Source organism: Kineothrix sp. MB12-C1 (genome assembly GCF_030863805.1).
In the GTDB taxonomy this organism is placed as follows: domain Bacteria; phylum Bacillota; class Clostridia; order Lachnospirales; family Lachnospiraceae; genus Kineothrix.
The window spans coordinates 1,024,324-1,039,871 of the sequence record NZ_CP132957.1 but is presented as its reverse complement, the minus strand read 5'-3'; the positions used below and the strand labels follow the sequence as shown (position 1 = coordinate 1,039,871).

13 protein-coding genes are annotated in these 15,548 nt (G+C 41.4%); 9 read left to right on the top strand and 4 right to left on the bottom strand.

Annotated elements, in window-relative coordinates:
• Window positions 1–75 precede the first annotated feature (75 nt).
• The 4 genes from RBB56_RS04855 to RBB56_RS04840 all read left to right on the top strand — a co-directional run bounded on the left by RBB56_RS04855 (window position 76) and on the right by RBB56_RS04840 (window position 4,530).
• Window positions 76–921, top strand: a complete 846-nt coding sequence (locus tag RBB56_RS04855; RefSeq protein WP_306721269.1) for a carbohydrate ABC transporter permease — start codon at window positions 76–78, stop codon at window positions 919–921.
• A complete protein-coding gene (locus RBB56_RS04850) occupies window positions 921–1,766 on the top strand; it encodes a carbohydrate ABC transporter permease (RefSeq protein ID WP_306721268.1) in 846 nt (281 codons plus the stop codon). Before RBB56_RS04855 ends, RBB56_RS04850 begins: the two co-directional genes overlap by 1 nt.
• Window positions 1,767–1,777: 11 nt before the next feature.
• Complete coding sequence (malQ, locus tag RBB56_RS04845) at window positions 1,778–3,253, top strand: 4-alpha-glucanotransferase (RefSeq protein ID WP_306721267.1); 1,476 nt, start codon at window positions 1,778–1,780, stop codon at window positions 3,251–3,253.
• A gap of 239 nt (window positions 3,254–3,492) precedes the next feature.
• On the top strand, window positions 3,493–4,530 hold the full coding sequence (locus RBB56_RS04840; protein ID WP_306722093.1) for a LacI family DNA-binding transcriptional regulator: 1,038 nt from the start codon (window positions 3,493–3,495) through the stop codon (window positions 4,528–4,530).
• A 39-nt stretch (window positions 4,531–4,569) separates the two neighbouring features.
• On the opposite strand, the gene RBB56_RS04835 is transcribed toward RBB56_RS04840, so the two are convergent.
• The 4 genes from RBB56_RS04835 to RBB56_RS04820 all read right to left on the bottom strand — a co-directional run bounded on the left by RBB56_RS04835 (window position 4,570) and on the right by RBB56_RS04820 (window position 11,055).
• The gene (locus RBB56_RS04835; protein ID WP_306721266.1) at window positions 4,570–5,511 is read right to left on the bottom strand and encodes an aromatic acid exporter family protein; all 942 of its coding nucleotides are present in this window, start codon (window positions 5,509–5,511) and stop codon (window positions 4,570–4,572) included.
• A gap of 38 nt (window positions 5,512–5,549) precedes the next feature.
• Window positions 5,550–6,032, bottom strand: coding sequence for a CYTH domain-containing protein (locus RBB56_RS04830; protein WP_306721265.1), 483 nt, complete (start codon window positions 6,030–6,032; stop codon window positions 5,550–5,552).
• A gap of 558 nt (window positions 6,033–6,590) precedes the next feature.
• Entirely contained in the window at window positions 6,591–9,584 is a 2,994-nt protein-coding gene (locus RBB56_RS04825) for an EAL domain-containing protein (protein WP_306721264.1), read from the bottom strand.
• 16 nt (window positions 9,585–9,600) lie between these two features.
• A complete protein-coding gene (locus RBB56_RS04820) occupies window positions 9,601–11,055 on the bottom strand; it encodes an extracellular solute-binding protein (RefSeq protein ID WP_306721263.1) in 1,455 nt (484 codons plus the stop codon).
• Between the two features lie 275 nt (window positions 11,056–11,330).
• On the opposite strand from RBB56_RS04820, the gene RBB56_RS04815 reads away from it, so the two are divergent.
• The 5 genes from RBB56_RS04815 to tig all read left to right on the top strand — a co-directional run bounded on the left by RBB56_RS04815 (window position 11,331) and on the right by tig (window position 15,477).
• Window positions 11,331–11,882, top strand: coding sequence for a DJ-1 family glyoxalase III (locus tag RBB56_RS04815; protein ID WP_306721262.1), 552 nt, complete (start codon window positions 11,331–11,333; stop codon window positions 11,880–11,882).
• A gap of 24 nt (window positions 11,883–11,906) precedes the next feature.
• Complete coding sequence (locus tag RBB56_RS04810; RefSeq protein WP_306721261.1) at window positions 11,907–12,320, top strand: CBS domain-containing protein; 414 nt, start codon at window positions 11,907–11,909, stop codon at window positions 12,318–12,320.
• 47 nt (window positions 12,321–12,367) lie between these two features.
• On the top strand, window positions 12,368–13,393 hold the full coding sequence (locus RBB56_RS04805; protein ID WP_306721260.1) for a threonine aldolase family protein: 1,026 nt from the start codon (window positions 12,368–12,370) through the stop codon (window positions 13,391–13,393).
• A 324-nt stretch (window positions 13,394–13,717) separates the two neighbouring features.
• Window positions 13,718–13,918: an alpha/beta-type small acid-soluble spore protein gene (locus tag RBB56_RS04800; RefSeq protein ID WP_306721259.1), complete on the top strand. Its 201-nt coding sequence runs from the start codon at window positions 13,718–13,720 to the stop codon at window positions 13,916–13,918.
• 272 nt (window positions 13,919–14,190) lie between these two features.
• Complete coding sequence (gene tig / locus RBB56_RS04795) at window positions 14,191–15,477, top strand: trigger factor (RefSeq protein ID WP_306721258.1); 1,287 nt, start codon at window positions 14,191–14,193, stop codon at window positions 15,475–15,477.
• The last annotated feature ends 71 nt before the right edge of the window (window positions 15,478–15,548 follow it).

The following is a 15,548-nucleotide window of genomic DNA, read 5'->3' as shown; positions in this document are numbered from 1 at the left end:
AGTAGTTGAGTAAGGGACACTTCGCAGCCTCGGCTGCGGAGTGTTTTTAAAAAATAACCAAGAGGAGAACAGGTTATGGAAAAGACATTAAAAAGATATTTCCTAATATTTACTTTGCCTACGGTGGCAGCATTTGCATTTGCCTTTATTATTCCTTTTATACAAGGCGTATATCTATCTTTTTGTAAATTCACGACTGTGAGCAATGCTACGTGGGTGGGAATAGATAATTACAAAACGGCCTTTTCCAGCGGCCAGGGATTTACGACAGCATTAGGTTTTACAGGAGTGTTTACATTAATCAGTGTATTGACAATTAATTTACTGGCATTTACGATTGCACTATTATTGACTAGAAAAATTAAAGGAACGAATTTATTCAGAACTGTATTTTTTATGCCGAATCTAATCGGCGGTATTGTACTCGGCTATACATGGCAGCAAATGATTAATGCTATTTTATATAAATATGAGACGACAATTGTATCGAATGCGGCATATGGTTTCTGGGGTTTGATACTTTTGATGAACTGGCAGATGATAGGTTATATGATGATTATCTATATCGCTGGCCTTCAGAACGTGCCGGGAGAATTAGTGGAAGCGGCCAAAATCGATGGAGCAACACCGTGGCAGACCCTGCTAAAGGTGAAGATTCCGATGGTAATGTCTTCGATTACTATCTGCATGTTCTTAACCTTATCGAATAGTTTTAAACTGTTCGACCAGAATAAAGCTCTGACAAACGGTGCCCCTATGAAGAAGACACAGATGTTGGCGCTTAACATTTACGAGACATTTTATGGTAAGACCGGTTACGAAGGAGTCGGTCAGGCCAAGGCAGTTATATTCTTTTTACTGGTGGCAGTAATTGCGGTTATTCAATTATCATTTACAAGGAACAAGGAGGTAGAACACTAATGACATCGGCAAAAAGCAGATTTACTAATAAAATAATTTTTGTTATTCTGTGTGTATTTACGGTTGCTATCCTTTATCCTCTTTTATTTATCCTCAATAACTCCTTTAAAGGGAAGTTCTTCATAAGCTCGGACCCGTTTTCCCTTCCTGATACGGAGACTTTTGTAGGATTGACTAACTATGTGAACGGATTGGTTAAGACTGGCCTTCTCAACGCAATTGTCTGGTCATTTTTCATTACGATTCTTTCAGTAGTATTGCTAATTTTATTTACATCGATGACCGCTTATTATATTACAAGGGTGAAATCGAAATACTCGACCATACTTTACTATATGTTTGTGTTTTCCATGATTGTGCCTTTCCAGATGGTTATGTTCACGATGACAAATCTTGCGAATACCTTCCACCTTCGTAACCCTTTGGGTATGTGTTTCCTTTACCTGGGTTTCGGTGCAGGCCTATCCGTATTTATGTTTTCAGGATTTGTAAAGTCCATTCCGCTCGAAATTGAAGAAGCGGCAATGATCGATGGCTGCAGCCCTCTGCAGACGTTTTTCGGAGTTGTTTTTCCGATATTGAAACCTACGGCAATTACAGTCGCTATTTTAAATGCGATGTGGATATGGAACGACTTCCTTCTTCCTTATTTAATTATCGGTATCAGTACACAGTATAAAACCATTCCGGTTGTAGTTCAGATGCTTGTAGGCTCCAACGGAAATAAAGATATGGGAGCGCTTATGGCGATGCTCGTATTAGCTATTATTCCAATTGTTATATTCTATCTGACATGTCAGAAATACATTATAGAAGGTGTGGTAGCCGGAGCAGTGAAAGGCTAACAGGGGGCATTATGAGAAAAAGCGGCATTTTATTACCTGTGTCAAGTATTCCGTCCAAGTACGGAATCGGCACTTTTTCAAAGCATGCGTATGAATTTGTAGATTTCTTAGAAAAGGCAGGGCAAGCTTATTGGCAGATACTCCCTTTGGGCCCGACGGGATATGGGGATTCTCCCTATCAGTCATTTTCCACCTTTGCGGGCAATCCCTATTACATCGATTTGGAAGCATTGGTAGAAGAAGGATGGATTACAACAAAAGATTGTGAAACATGTGACTTTGTAACAGACGAAATGTATGTAGATTATGAGAAAATCTATCAGTCACGCTTTGTAATCTTGAAAAAGGCATATGAAAAGAGTGAGATAGCGCAGCGGAAAGAATTTCAGGAATTCAAGAAAGAAAGTAGGCATTGGCTTCCTGATTACGCGCTTTATATGACGATTAAGAATTCCTTTCAGGGAATCAGTTGGATTGAATGGGATGAGGACATTAAACTTCGCAAGCCTTCAGCCATGAAGTTCTATAAGGAAACTTATGAAAAAGAAGTGGAATTTTACGAGTTCCAACAATTCCTATTTGCGAAGCAGTGGTTTGCATTGAAAGAATATGCCAATGGGAAGGGGATTCGTATTATTGGTGATATTCCCATTTATGTAGCATTTGATAGTGCCGATACATGGGCGAATCCGGAATTGTTCCAATTAGATGATAGCTGTACACCGATTGGTGTGGCAGGCTGTCCGCCGGATGCATTTTCTGCAACCGGTCAGTTATGGGGGAATCCTCTTTATCGATGGGAATACCATCAGAAGACGGAGTATGAATGGTGGATGCGCCGCATCGGCTATTGCTATGAATTATATGACGTAGTGCGAATCGACCATTTCAGAGGTTTCGATGAATATTATTCCATTCCATATGGAGATCCTACCGCGGAATTCGGAGAGTGGAGAAAAGGGCCCGGATATGATGTTTTCAAGGTGATGAAGGAGAAGTTGGGAAATAAAGCTGTGATTGCAGAAGATTTGGGATTCCTCACACCGAGCGTAATCGAGCTGGTGAAAAAGACGGGATATCCTGGAATGAAAATATTGCAGTTCGCTTTCGACTCCAGAGAAGAGAGCGATTATCTTCCTCACAATTATACGAAGAATTCTGTAGTTTATACAGGAACGCACGACAATGATACGACAGTCGGATGGTATGCGAGTTTCAATAAAAAGGATAAGGATTTTGCTAAAAGATACTTAAATATTCGTAAGAAAAGGGATGTACATTGGGAATTTATCCGCGCTGCGCTGGCGAGCGTGGCGGATACGGCAATTATTCCAATACAAGATTATCTGGGACTTGGATCTGAGGCGAGAATCAATACACCTTCCACGTTAGGGGATAATTGGAAATGGAGGCTTTTGCCGGGGCAATTGGATGATGAACTGGCGGAAGAAATACGCAGATTCACAAAGTTATATGGAAGAATTTAAAAAAGAGCAGTTCCGCGCGCGTAGCTGCGCATCCATTATCATATAATAGGAGCGTTTTCCCATTACATGATAAAATAGTCAGGAATACGACAAAATATTCCTGGCTATTTACATCCTGTGTGATATAATGGCATAGGAAAATGTGAAAAATAAATTTTCACAGCATAATTTATTATGCTTGCAAATATTGTACCTGCGGTTCAAAGTTTGCAGGTTATGGGAAAGGTATGGCTATCATTATGCCTGAGATTACAATCAAGGATATTGCAAAGCAGTGTGGAGTAGGAGTCAGTACGGTGTCTCGTGCCATCAACAACCATCCTGACATTAATCAAGAGACGAAGAATATGATTATGGAAGTAATCAAATCTACGGGCTTTGTTCCGAATAACAGTGCGAGAAATCTTAAAAGAATCGATGCAAAAAGTATTGCGGTACTCGTAAAAGGTATTACGAATCCGCTTTTTTCAGATATGATTAAAGTGATTGAAGAGGAGACACAGAAAAAAAAGTATTCCCTCGTGCTTAAGCATGTGGAATATTATGAAGATGAAGTGGATGTGGCTCTCGAACTGGTGAAGGAGAAACGACTGAGGGGAATTATTTTCCTCGGAGGATACTTCTTTCATTCGGAGGAGAAGATTGCTAATCTGACGGTACCTTATATTTTCAGTACGATAGGAATGGCGATGTCGGAGAATATTAACCGGGCGCTTTATTCGAGTGTGGCTGTGGATGACAGAAAGGAAAGTCATGGAATGACCTCTTATCTTATGGGACTTGGCCATAAGGCGATAGCAATTCTTTCGGCAGAATCGGAAAGCAATAGTATTGGCCAGCTTCGTTTAGAAGGATATAAAGATGCTCTTTTAGAGGCAGGAATTCCTTTCGACGAGAAACTCGTTCGTCAGGTAGAAGATGATATTGAACATTATTCCATGGAAAATGGCTATCGTACGATGAAGAAACTGATTGAATCAGGAGAGAAATTTACCGCCGTATATGCTACCGCAGATATGTTGGCGGTAGGAGCGTGCCGCGCGCTGCTGGAGGCCGGAATGCGCATTCCTCAGGATGTTTCAGTAGCAGGATATGATGGTATCGATGTAGGAAAATATTACAATCCGGCGATTACAACGATCAAACAGCCGGTACGGGAAATGGCAGAGACGACCATTAAGCTGTTGTTCGATATTATTGCAGGGCGTAAGTCTTATGAGCACATCGTATTCCCGGCGAAACTGGTTGTGAGGGAATCGACCGGACCGGCTGAGTGAAATATGGATGTGGTGGAATGTTCTGTCAATATGACTTGATCAATCAGTTTCCCAATATTTTTCCTTTTGCTCAGCGGAGAGGGAAGCAGCGAAATCTTGCTTAATTTGCAGAAAGTATTCAAAATCTTTTAAGAGCATATAGAGTATGGCTCTGGATTCAAATTCTTGCCTTGTGGAAGGCAAATCGCTCGCTTGAAATTTTTGGAACAAGGTTTCGCATTCCAAAAGCAAACCGGCAGCATTATTGGTTTCTTTTAGACTTATTCCAATATGGTCAATAAAATTTGCAATATCTTTTGCTTGCTCCGGTACATGATCCAGTGTCTTAATTTTCTGATAAATATTTCGTAGCACTTGACATTGTTGCTTTCTCATCTGCATGTAGTCAATGAAATACTTTGTATTCTTCGTAAGGGTATTATTCATATTGTCATAGGCATCCTTCAGGCCTTTTTCAATATGAGATTCGAGGGTGTAAAAGCATTCATCTGTATAAATTTCCTTTGATTCTTCTAAAAGGTTCTCAGACATTTTGGATAAAAGCGTTCTTAAATCTGACTCCAGTACAGCCTGTGTGTTTCTTATATGTTTTACTTTATCCGGCATAAAAAGATTAAGAAGAGTTCCAATACCGGCTCCGATGAATAATAAAAGAAATTCGTTTTGAATAAGAGAAAGCGGCATTTGGTAAGAAACTAAATAATGAGTAGCCAAAACGGCATTCATTGAGATAGCATCTTGTAATTGAAACGTATAGCAAATCCATACGAATACAAGAAGAAAAAGACCAAAGGAAATCGCATGATACCCGATTAAGTTAAAAAGAACAAAGGAAAGTAAAGTTGCAATGCAAAAGGCCACAACTCGCTTTAAAGAAATTTGTATGGTCTCTTTGGTGGTATCTTGAATGGTAAGGAGTGTAATAATGCCCGCAGCAGTGCCGTATTCCAGTTTTAACAAGGTTGCTATTATAATTGCCAATGCACCGCCCAATGCTATTTTGAAGATTTTTATGCAGATCACGTCCTTTCTAATATAATCGTCGAGTCAGGAAAAATTCTACGGCTTAAATTGGAATTATGATAAGCAGGGTCGAAGGTAACATCTTCATCGAACCATACGGGCGGAATGAAGGCAGCAGCTTCTTCTTCGCTGGAGAATTCCACCTCCGCAATGATGAGGGGGGTAAAAGGCTCATCGAAGATATCCAACTCGATTGTTAAAGAAGCGTCCGGAATGGGGATGAGATATCTTCTTTTAGAAATAAAGTTACCGTCGGCTTTTTCACGGAGATGATAATAGGATTCTTTGTTTAGGGGAAGATTATATTCCTCCCTTGCAAGGAGTCCTTTTCCTTTATAAGTCAAATAATAGTCATCATCCTGTTTTCTTGCACGGATGACGGGATTCACATTCAGATAGAACTGCTCGATATGATGATAAGGGTAAGTGGAGAGGTCTTCCGGGAGAGACTTTATGGTAAATTTGCGTTCGATTTCCATAGGATGTCCTTTCTGTAATGAAGAGTAGTGAGAATTCTAAGTATAATTTGTAGGTTATATAGGGACCCGGACACATCCTTGTGGTATTTCCCCTGGGTTTTCCGGATTCCATTAAGAAAATTCAAGCAGTTTGTTTAACGGAATCTAAACCAATACGAACGAATCCAGATCCTTTTTACATACATATAATTATATCTGAAATCGGGTAGGCTGTGGAAGGGATATGGAGACTTTGAAATAATAATAAACGTATGAATTCCACATTGTTTCAGAAGTCTTAATAGGATTTCGCCCGGCGGTTTCGTTTTACTTCCGTCAGCAAGCGATTTCTATTTTCTTAATGAAACGCTTAGAGAATCAGGGCAAACACCGCATGGAAGCGGTGTTTAGGAAGCACGGTACATGGAAGTACCTTGCTTCCGACCCGGGAGCAGTCCAAATGTATTACGTTTCATTTAGAAAATACAATCGCGCACATCGGAAGAAAAATGAAACCGCCGGGCGAAATCCCTCAACAAACCTAATGAAAAAAGTGTAATTCATATGGACATGATTGTATTACTTCGTTTTCGCGTAGGTTTCTTTAATTTCTTCCACGATATGCTCAGGAAGGGGGGCTGGCTGGAGTTGGGGTCTTGCAATATAATATCCCTGAACATAGTCTACGCCAAGTCCAATAAGGGTATGCAGCTCGGCTGATGTTTCCACTCCTTCTGCAATTACCGCGATTCCCCTGCTATCGGCATAGGAGAGCAGGTTTTCCAGGATTTTACGACGGTTTAAGTCGGTATCTACGTTACGTACGATGGAAATATCAAGCTTGACGAAGTTCGGATCGATAGCCAATAATGCAGAATCGGAATTATATCCTGTACCAAAATCATCGAGTGCAACCTGACAGCCCCAATCGGAAGCCCATTTCAGTTTGCTAAGGGTTAAGTCCTCTGTGGAGCGTTCTTCTTCGGTAATCTCTACGATAACGCGCGAGAACAAATGAGAGAACTGTTCCTGAATCTGTTCGGAATCCTTCTCATTCAGGAGCTGATTCGCGATAGAGTTAACGAACAGGCGAAGCTGTGATGGTATATTGGGCAGTTGTTCGAATTGTTCCAGGCTCTTTCGCCATGTCAATCGTTCAATGCCATAGAGTTTGGATTGTGACTTCGCCAGTGTTAATACTTCTTTCGGTGATTTGAGTGTTTGCAAAAGCGGACGCATTAAGGCTTCATAGCCGAATACGCTGCCATTTTTCGCATCCACAATAGGCTGAAAGTGGAAAGTTATCAGCTCTTCGTCAATAAGGCGATTAATGGCCTCCTGATTTTGTAATAGGTAAGCATCTCTGTGATAGTGTTCGATATTGAATTCGCCGAAGCTTCCTTTGGTCGTGTTCTTTACCTGATACATGGCGAAATCAGCATATTTAATGAGCAGTTCATAAGAAGTCGCATGTTCCGGATACCATGCCACGCCGGCAGAAGCACGAATATTGATGCTGGAATGGTCAGGCAGCATGAACATAGATCTTCTGATTCCGTTTTCTAATATGAGGATAACTTCTTCCAATTCTTCTTTCGATGAATAGCCGGAAAAGAGAACATAGAACTCATCTCCGGACATACGGGCGATTAAGGTATCCTTCGGGGTATGACATTGAAGTGCTTCCGCCATACTACGGATATAGGCATCGCCGCAATCGTGACCGTAAGTGTCGTTAATAAATTTCAGATTATCCAGATCCAGCATGACCATAGCTCCGATACCGAGCTGCTCCGGATTCTGGAAACGTTTCGCAAGTTCTACACCGAAGGCACGGCGGTTGAAGAGATTGGTCAAGAGATCATAATCTCTTTCTTTTTCTACTTTCTGTCTCTTTAGGACTTCGTGAGTGATATCGGTCACTACGCCGGTAATATACTCATCAGTGGATACTATTTTAAGACGTACCCAACGATGTGTATGTGTATCGGAAGATCGCGCGATACGTAAGATTCTTACACTATTGTCTTCAGACCTATCTTCGACCTTATCATTAAGCGTTTCCATCAATGCATCGAACTCTTCGCGATTAACAGTCCCATCTTGTTCCGATTCCTTAGATAGCCCGAGCATCTTAAAGAAATGACTGGTATAAAATACTTGATCGGAATCGAATTTGGCTTCAAAAGCAGCAATTTCTACCCCGGCCATATCGATAATTTGAGAAAGGCGGCTTGCTTCTCTTGCAACGCGCACGCTAAGAGATTCAATGGCGTTCGATAACTCATCAATTTCAAAAATCTGCAGTTTCTGTAATTTCAAAGGATGGCTCAGTTCACTGTCCTGAAGCTGCGCCAATAATTTGGTAATAGGGCGTGAGAGCAGGGCATTAGCCACCCATGCGGCCATAAAGGCAATAATAAGTGAGATAACGAGAGTAGCTGCAATTGCCCATATAATTCCTTGAGAGAATCCAAGAAGCTGATAATCGTCCAGCATCCCAATCAGCGCCCATCTCTCGTTTTCAAAAGGGGTATTCGAGTTATAAAGAGTGAAGTACTGTATACATCCATATATTTTTTCGCCGGGAAGTGAAGCATTATCGACGACTTGGAAGACATTGGAGTAGTCTTCCTGTGAAGCAAAGGGAATTTGCTTCGCTTGCCCGAAAACATGCTTATAAACGGGACCGGTAGAAAGCTGCGGGGTAAAGGTCAACGAAGAATCGTTTGCGATACCGACAAGATACATCCCTTGTTTGTCCGCATTCAATTCCTGATAGGGTATTTGTTTGCTCAAATAATCGATGGAAATCTCCACACCGATAATTGCCTGTACAATGCCATATTGGTCGCGAAGGGGCATGGAGTAAGTGATGGTATCTATGCTGTCTCCTTCCGCACGAAAAACAGGACTCCAATAACCCAAGTCCACTTCTTGAACATCGGGATAAGCCTTGGCTGCCAGTAAGGGCTTCCGGTAATATTCCCAGTTCTGGGGAGTGTCGGAGGAAAAGTGAATACGTGGCTGCCAACGGGAGTCCAGCGGAATTGCCAATTGTTTGGAAAGGCGGGCCGGCGCGTGTAAAAGCAACAGGCCGGAATTATTCACTGAATTCGTAATAGGGTCCATATCCCGAATATAGAGAGCGTGTTTTTCAAAGTCGCCATCTTCGGTATATATCTCACCGTCTGTCAAAATGAGGAAAACACCGGTTACCAAGTTACGGCGAAGCAAGCTGATCAGCTTAGGAGCGCTATGAGTCAAAAGTTCATCGTTAGATGAGGCACTCGGTGCGCTATTGATTAGATTTCGAATATCTTCAGCAACGGGATTTAAGTTAGACCAACGTTCTAACATTTCATTTTGAAGGTAATTGCGACGGTTAGCTACCTGCATATCGAGAATTCCGAATGCGTTTTGGTTGAGTTTGGAAATAGTACCGCCCCATATAATATTGACAGCAAAAAGGCCGGCCTGCACAAGGATAGCGACGACTACAGGGAGCAAAATCCGGGACATAATCGAATGAAAAGCTTTTCTTGTTTTCTCTTTTGTTTTTTTCAGTTTCATTGAAATCCTCTTCCTATTAATTCTCCCCGATTGCCGTACGAACCGCATTGACAAATTCCTGATACCAATCTTGGAAGTTCTGCTCTGTTGTATACAGTGCCACGGCATCCTGCATGCTCATCCCAGCCTCTGCCAGCAAAAGTATCTGCGCCCGGTCTGCCTTGGCATGGTCTGAAAGTGAATACTCTATGACTTTTCTGGCGTCAGAAGAATATTGGAAAGGCTTTTCGAAATACAATTCATATTCATTTACCATATCGACTGAAACGGCAAGTGTATCCTGTACGGCAGAGGGAAGAGCCTGAAAGCCTTCGGATTTTTGAATAAGGCTTATATCATTTGCTTCTTTTCTGACAGGGAGATAAGCGGAGGAAATGGAGAAATCAATATTGCGCTCTGCTTCTGTAAACCACCTAAGGAAAGTTACGGCAGCCTGTTCAATCTCAGGGTCAGAAGAAATAACGGCCATACCGGCCCCTTGCTGAATGGCGATAGGAGATGTTCCCTGAAAGCCGGGAGCGGGAAATACTACTGCTTCTATCGGATAGCTGGAATCATCCTGTAAAGTAACCTCTTCCGGGAAATAATACGCCCCCGAGGAAGAACCTACGAAAGCGATAATATCCCCTGTCTTGGCATCGTCTGAACGAAATTTACCATAGGAGCCGAACCATCCGTTAATGTAAGGGAGGTAGTAGTTGTCCCAAAGCTTACGCAGTGCTGCAATGTCAGGATCAAAGGTTATTTTGTCATCTTGATGGGAGAAAAGGGTTTCCCCTGTGAGTTGGTAATAACCCAGAATCATATAATTAGCCATGGCATCACGACCGAACATTGCTTTGCCGTCGTTTGGAATGTCAGGTGTCTGATCATCGGTCCATTGGTAATAGGCTTGAGATGCTTCCACCAAACCTTCCAACGTATGTAGCTTATCTATGGAAGTTCCGGTATCGGCAACGAATCGTCTCCAATCGGTTCGGTTGAGCATAAGAACTTCTGTGGACTTGGCAATTGGCATGATTTTTAAGTGGGCATTCTCATCGAAACGTCCTTCGTTAATATAGGCATCCACATATTCAGATAATTCTTCTTCCGTAAAATAATTATCCAAAGCGCTTATCATCTCTTTTTGATTTAAGTCATACACGGTATCGGTATAAGCGGAAAAGATGGTTGGCAGCTCGCCGGCCCCTACTTTCTTATTCACTGAATCATGAACTTTTTGAAAAAGATCGTAGATATTACCTTGTCCGAAGGCTTCCACAATGATGCCTTGTTCCTGGCCTGCTGTTTCATTAAACTCTGTTACCAGCTCATCGAATGCCAGCTTCTGCGGTCCGTTATAATAGTGCCAGATTTCAATGGAAACCGGCGTATATGCCTCGGACGGATTCTCAGTACCTGTACATGCGGTGAGAGATAGCATGATTCCTATTGCCGCAGCAATTAATTTAACGATGGAATTCTTCATAAATGCTTCTCCTCTTTGGTATATCGTGTATTGTAAATGATATTATGAATTATACTACATAAGAAGGGGAAATTGAAGCTTTAAAAAAATAAAAGAGAGTGGTAGAATAAGCAATATGGAGCGAGGATTTGTACTCAAGGTATAATATTTTAGCAATATTATACTGCGCCGAGCAAAGCGAGTGTGCAAAAAACATACCATGGCCGCTTGCGGACAAGGTGTGTAGGCATATCGGCATAAATGCTCCGGATTTTGAAAGGAGAATAAGCATAAAAATGGAAAAAGCATGTATCTTTTTTACAGATGGATTTGAGGAAATAGAAGCTCTTGCCGTGGTGGATTTATTAAGAAGGGCGAATATCGATACGGATATGGTGTCGATAACCGGAAGGCTAGATGTGACAGGTTCACACGGTATTAGCGTACATATGGATCAGCTATTCGAGAATGTAGATTTTGATTCCGTTACACTGTTTCTTTTGCCGGGAGGTCCGGGTACGAAGGACCTGGAAGCTCATGAGGGATTGATGGAGAAGCTGGATGCCTTTTACAAGGCGGGCAAGACGATTGGGGCAATCTGTGCGGCCCCCAGTATTCTAGGGCATAAAGGGATGCTAAAGGGCAGAAGAGCGTGTGCATATCCGGGCTATGAAAGCCAGTTGGAAGGAGCTTATGTATCCTACCATAAGACGGAAACTGACGGGAATATTATAACAGCCAGGGGAATGGGATGTGCCATAGACTTTGGCCTTGCGATCATAGAGAAGGTGCAGGGAGAGGAAGCGGCAAAAGAGCTTGCGCAAGCAATCGTTTATAGTTGTGACTAATTTACACCATCGGGAGAAAAGCTTATGAATATATTGTTTTTTATAAGGCCGAAGGAAGAAGTTGCTTACATTTATAATGATGATACCCTTCGGCAGACTTTAGAAAAAATGGAACATCACGGATATTCTGCCATACCTGTCATCGATCATAAAAGCGGGGTTTACATAGGAACGATTACGGAAGGCGATCTGCTTTGGTATGTGAAGGATAGGCATGGCTTAACAATAAAGGATGCTGAGAATATCCCTATTCTTTCTATTAATAGAAAAAAGGACAACGAGCCTGTGGATATAGATGCTAACATGGAAGATTTGCTCCATAAGGTAATGAATCAGAACTTTGTACCTGTTATCGATGGAAGAAATCGCTTTATCGGTATTGTCACGAGAAAAGATGTGATACAACATTTGTGTGAAAAATGCGGATTGAATAAATAGTAAAATATAAATAAAACAAAGGATATATTTTAGAAGGAAGGAATTATATGCTTCATTTTGATAGTGATTATATGGAAGGTGCGCACCCGGAGATTATGGAAAGGCTTGCGAAAACGAATATGGAACAGACTCCGGGATATGGAAGCGACGTATATTGTGAAAGTGCGAAGGAGAAAATAAGAAAGGCTTGTAATTTGCCGGATGCGGAGATCTTCTTTCTTATGGGAGGAACGCAGACGAACGCCACGGTTATCGATGCGCTCCTTCGCGGCTATGAGGGAGTTATGTCGGCGCAGTGCGGTCATATTAGTGTTCATGAGTCCGGAGCTATCGAAGCGGGCGGCCATAAGGTATTGACCTTGCCTCATGAAAGAGGAAAGCTTCAAGCGGAGACGGTGGAAGAATATTTAGAAGATTTCTATAAGGATGAAACCTGGCCTCATATGGTAATTCCCGGAATGTTGTATGTGACACATCCTACGGAGTACGGAGCGCTTTATACGAAGGCAGAGCTTGCAGCACTTCATGCAGTTTGTAAAAAATACAACATCCCTATGTATATAGATGGAGCCAGATTGGGATATGCCCTGGCAGCGGAGCAGACGGATGTTACACTGGAAAATATTGGCGAATGCTGTGAAGCCTTCTATATTGGAGGGACTAAAGTAGGCGCTCTTTTCGGAGAAGCCCTTGTAATAACGAAACCGGGACTGGTTTACCACTTTTTGACCACAATTAAACAGCATGGAGGTCTATTAGCTAAGGGACGGCTGCTTGGATTACAGTTCGATACTCTTTTTACAGATGACTTATATGTAAGAATTGCAAAGAATGCGATAGAATGTGCGCAAGAATTAAAAAGGGGATTGAAGGAAAAGGGATACCGGTTCTTATGGGAATCACCTACGAACCAACAGTTCATTATTATGGAAAATGAAAAAATAGAAAAATTAAAAGAACAAGTATCCTTCGGTTTTTGGGAAGTGTTTGACAATACACATACGGTAGTGCGGATTGCGACCGGATGGGCAACGAGAAAAGAGGATATAGAAGCTTTGCTGCAATTACTTTAGCTATGTAACTGTGCAGAGCAAGCTCGCAAACACTTCGTGTTTTCTCGCTTTGGCGTATCCGCCGAATACATTTGATAAAGCACGCTTATGAATGCAAGCATTCAACTACATGCTTCATCAAATGTGCTTGGCTCTGAACAGTTAAATTTACCAAAACTTACCGTCATAATAAAATCATCTTCGTAAATACTAACATCAAGATAAGTAATGAAGTTCGAGCTTTCTTCGAATACGATAATGTGTTTGAGATAAGCGGTGAATGGAAATTGCTTATCTCAAATATAGATAGCATAAAGCTGGAAAGTAAATTGGAGGTGAATTGAAATGGCAAGTAGCAGATCTAATAGAGTAGAGGTTCCGGAAGCTAAGGCAGCAATGGATCGTTTCAAAACAGAGGTTGCTTCTGAACTCGGTGTTAACTTAAAGGAAGGTTACAATGGTGACTTGACTTCTAAGGAAGCTGGTTCTATCGGCGGCGAGATGGTTCGCAGAATGATTAAGAAACAGGAAGAGCAGATGAAATAACAAACAATGAGCAGCAACTAAAATAGCAACAAAATAGCAGTAAGAAGTAAAGATGGCCCGTCTGAGATCAGACGGGTCGTTTTTACGCTGTTTCATGAAGAAATACTGGTATTTTTATTATCGATGTGCTATAATCGTAAAATGACTGTGATTATGTATTTTTTTACAAATTTACAATGTTGCAAAAGTCAGGAAAATGATGGTTAAGTCATTGTAACTGTGAGGGTACTGAACAGCTACGAGCCATTTATAAATAGGAGGAAATGAATAAAATGAGCTTACAGGTAGAAAAATTAGAAAAGAACACGGCAAAACTTACGATAGAAGTTTCTGCTGAAGAATTGGAAAAGGCAATAGAGGTCGCTTATCAGAAGAATAAGAAAGGCATTAATGTTCCCGGATTCCGTAAGGGTAAAGTGCCCCGCCAGATGATAGAGAAGATGTATGGCAAGGAAATCTTTTATGAAGATGCTGCCAACGAACTGATTCCTACTGCATATGAGAAAGCTTTCGATGAATGTGAAGAAGAAATAGTATCTTCTCCTAAGATCGAAGTGACACAGATTGAATCCGGTAAGCCTTTTATTTTTACAGCAGAAGTTGCTCTTAAGCCGGAAGTGAAACTTGGCAAATACAAGGGCGTGAAAATTGATAAAGTAGAAGTGGAAGTTACGGACGAAGAAGTAAATGCGGAAATCGAGAATGAAAGAGAAAAAAGCGCAAGAAATATCAATGTAACAGATAGAGCGGTAAAAGATGGCGATATGACAATTATCGATTTCGAAGGCTTCGTAGATGGAGTGGCTTTTGAAGGCGGCAAGGGAGAAAGCTATCCTCTTACCATCGGCTCCGGCGCATTTATTCCTGGATTCGAAGAGCAGCTTGTTGGTGTAGAACTCGACAAGGAAGTGGAAGTCAACGTTACTTTCCCCGAAGAGTATCAGGCAGAAGAATTAAAAGGAAAAGCAGCGGTATTCAAATGTACTGTTAAAGAAATTAAAGAAAAAGAACTTCCTGAAGTGGATGATGAATTTGCCAGTGAAGTATCTGAGTTTGAGACTTTAGCAGAATATAAAGAAGATGTGAAGAAGAATCTCGCTCAGAAGAAAGAAAATGAAGCGAAGGCAGCAAAGGAAGATGCAGTAATCGAAGCGATTATCAACGATTCTGATATGGAGATTCCTGAGGCAATGCTTCTGACACAGCAAAGACAGTCAGTGGATGATTTCGCACAGAGAATGCAGATGCAGGGTCTGTCCATGGATCAATACTTCCAGTTCACAGGAAGTAACTATGAAATGCTCTTAGAGCAGGTAAAACCTCAGACCGAGAAGCGGATCAAATCAAGACTCGTATTAGAGGCTATCGTTGCGAAAGAGAAGATTGAAGTTTCAGAAGAAGAATATGCAAAAGAAACTGACAGAATGGCTGAAATGTATCAGATGGAAGCTGAGAAAGTAAGAGAAATGCTCGGGGAAAAAGAAAAAGAGCAGGTAATGAAAGACTTGGCAATTCAGAAAGCTGTTGAATTCGTTGTGGAGAATGCGAAAGAGAAATAAGCAGGATGATGCATTCGGAATTGAGAAATGAAATATTTATAAAACAATTAAAATTCTCTTAATTCAGAGCC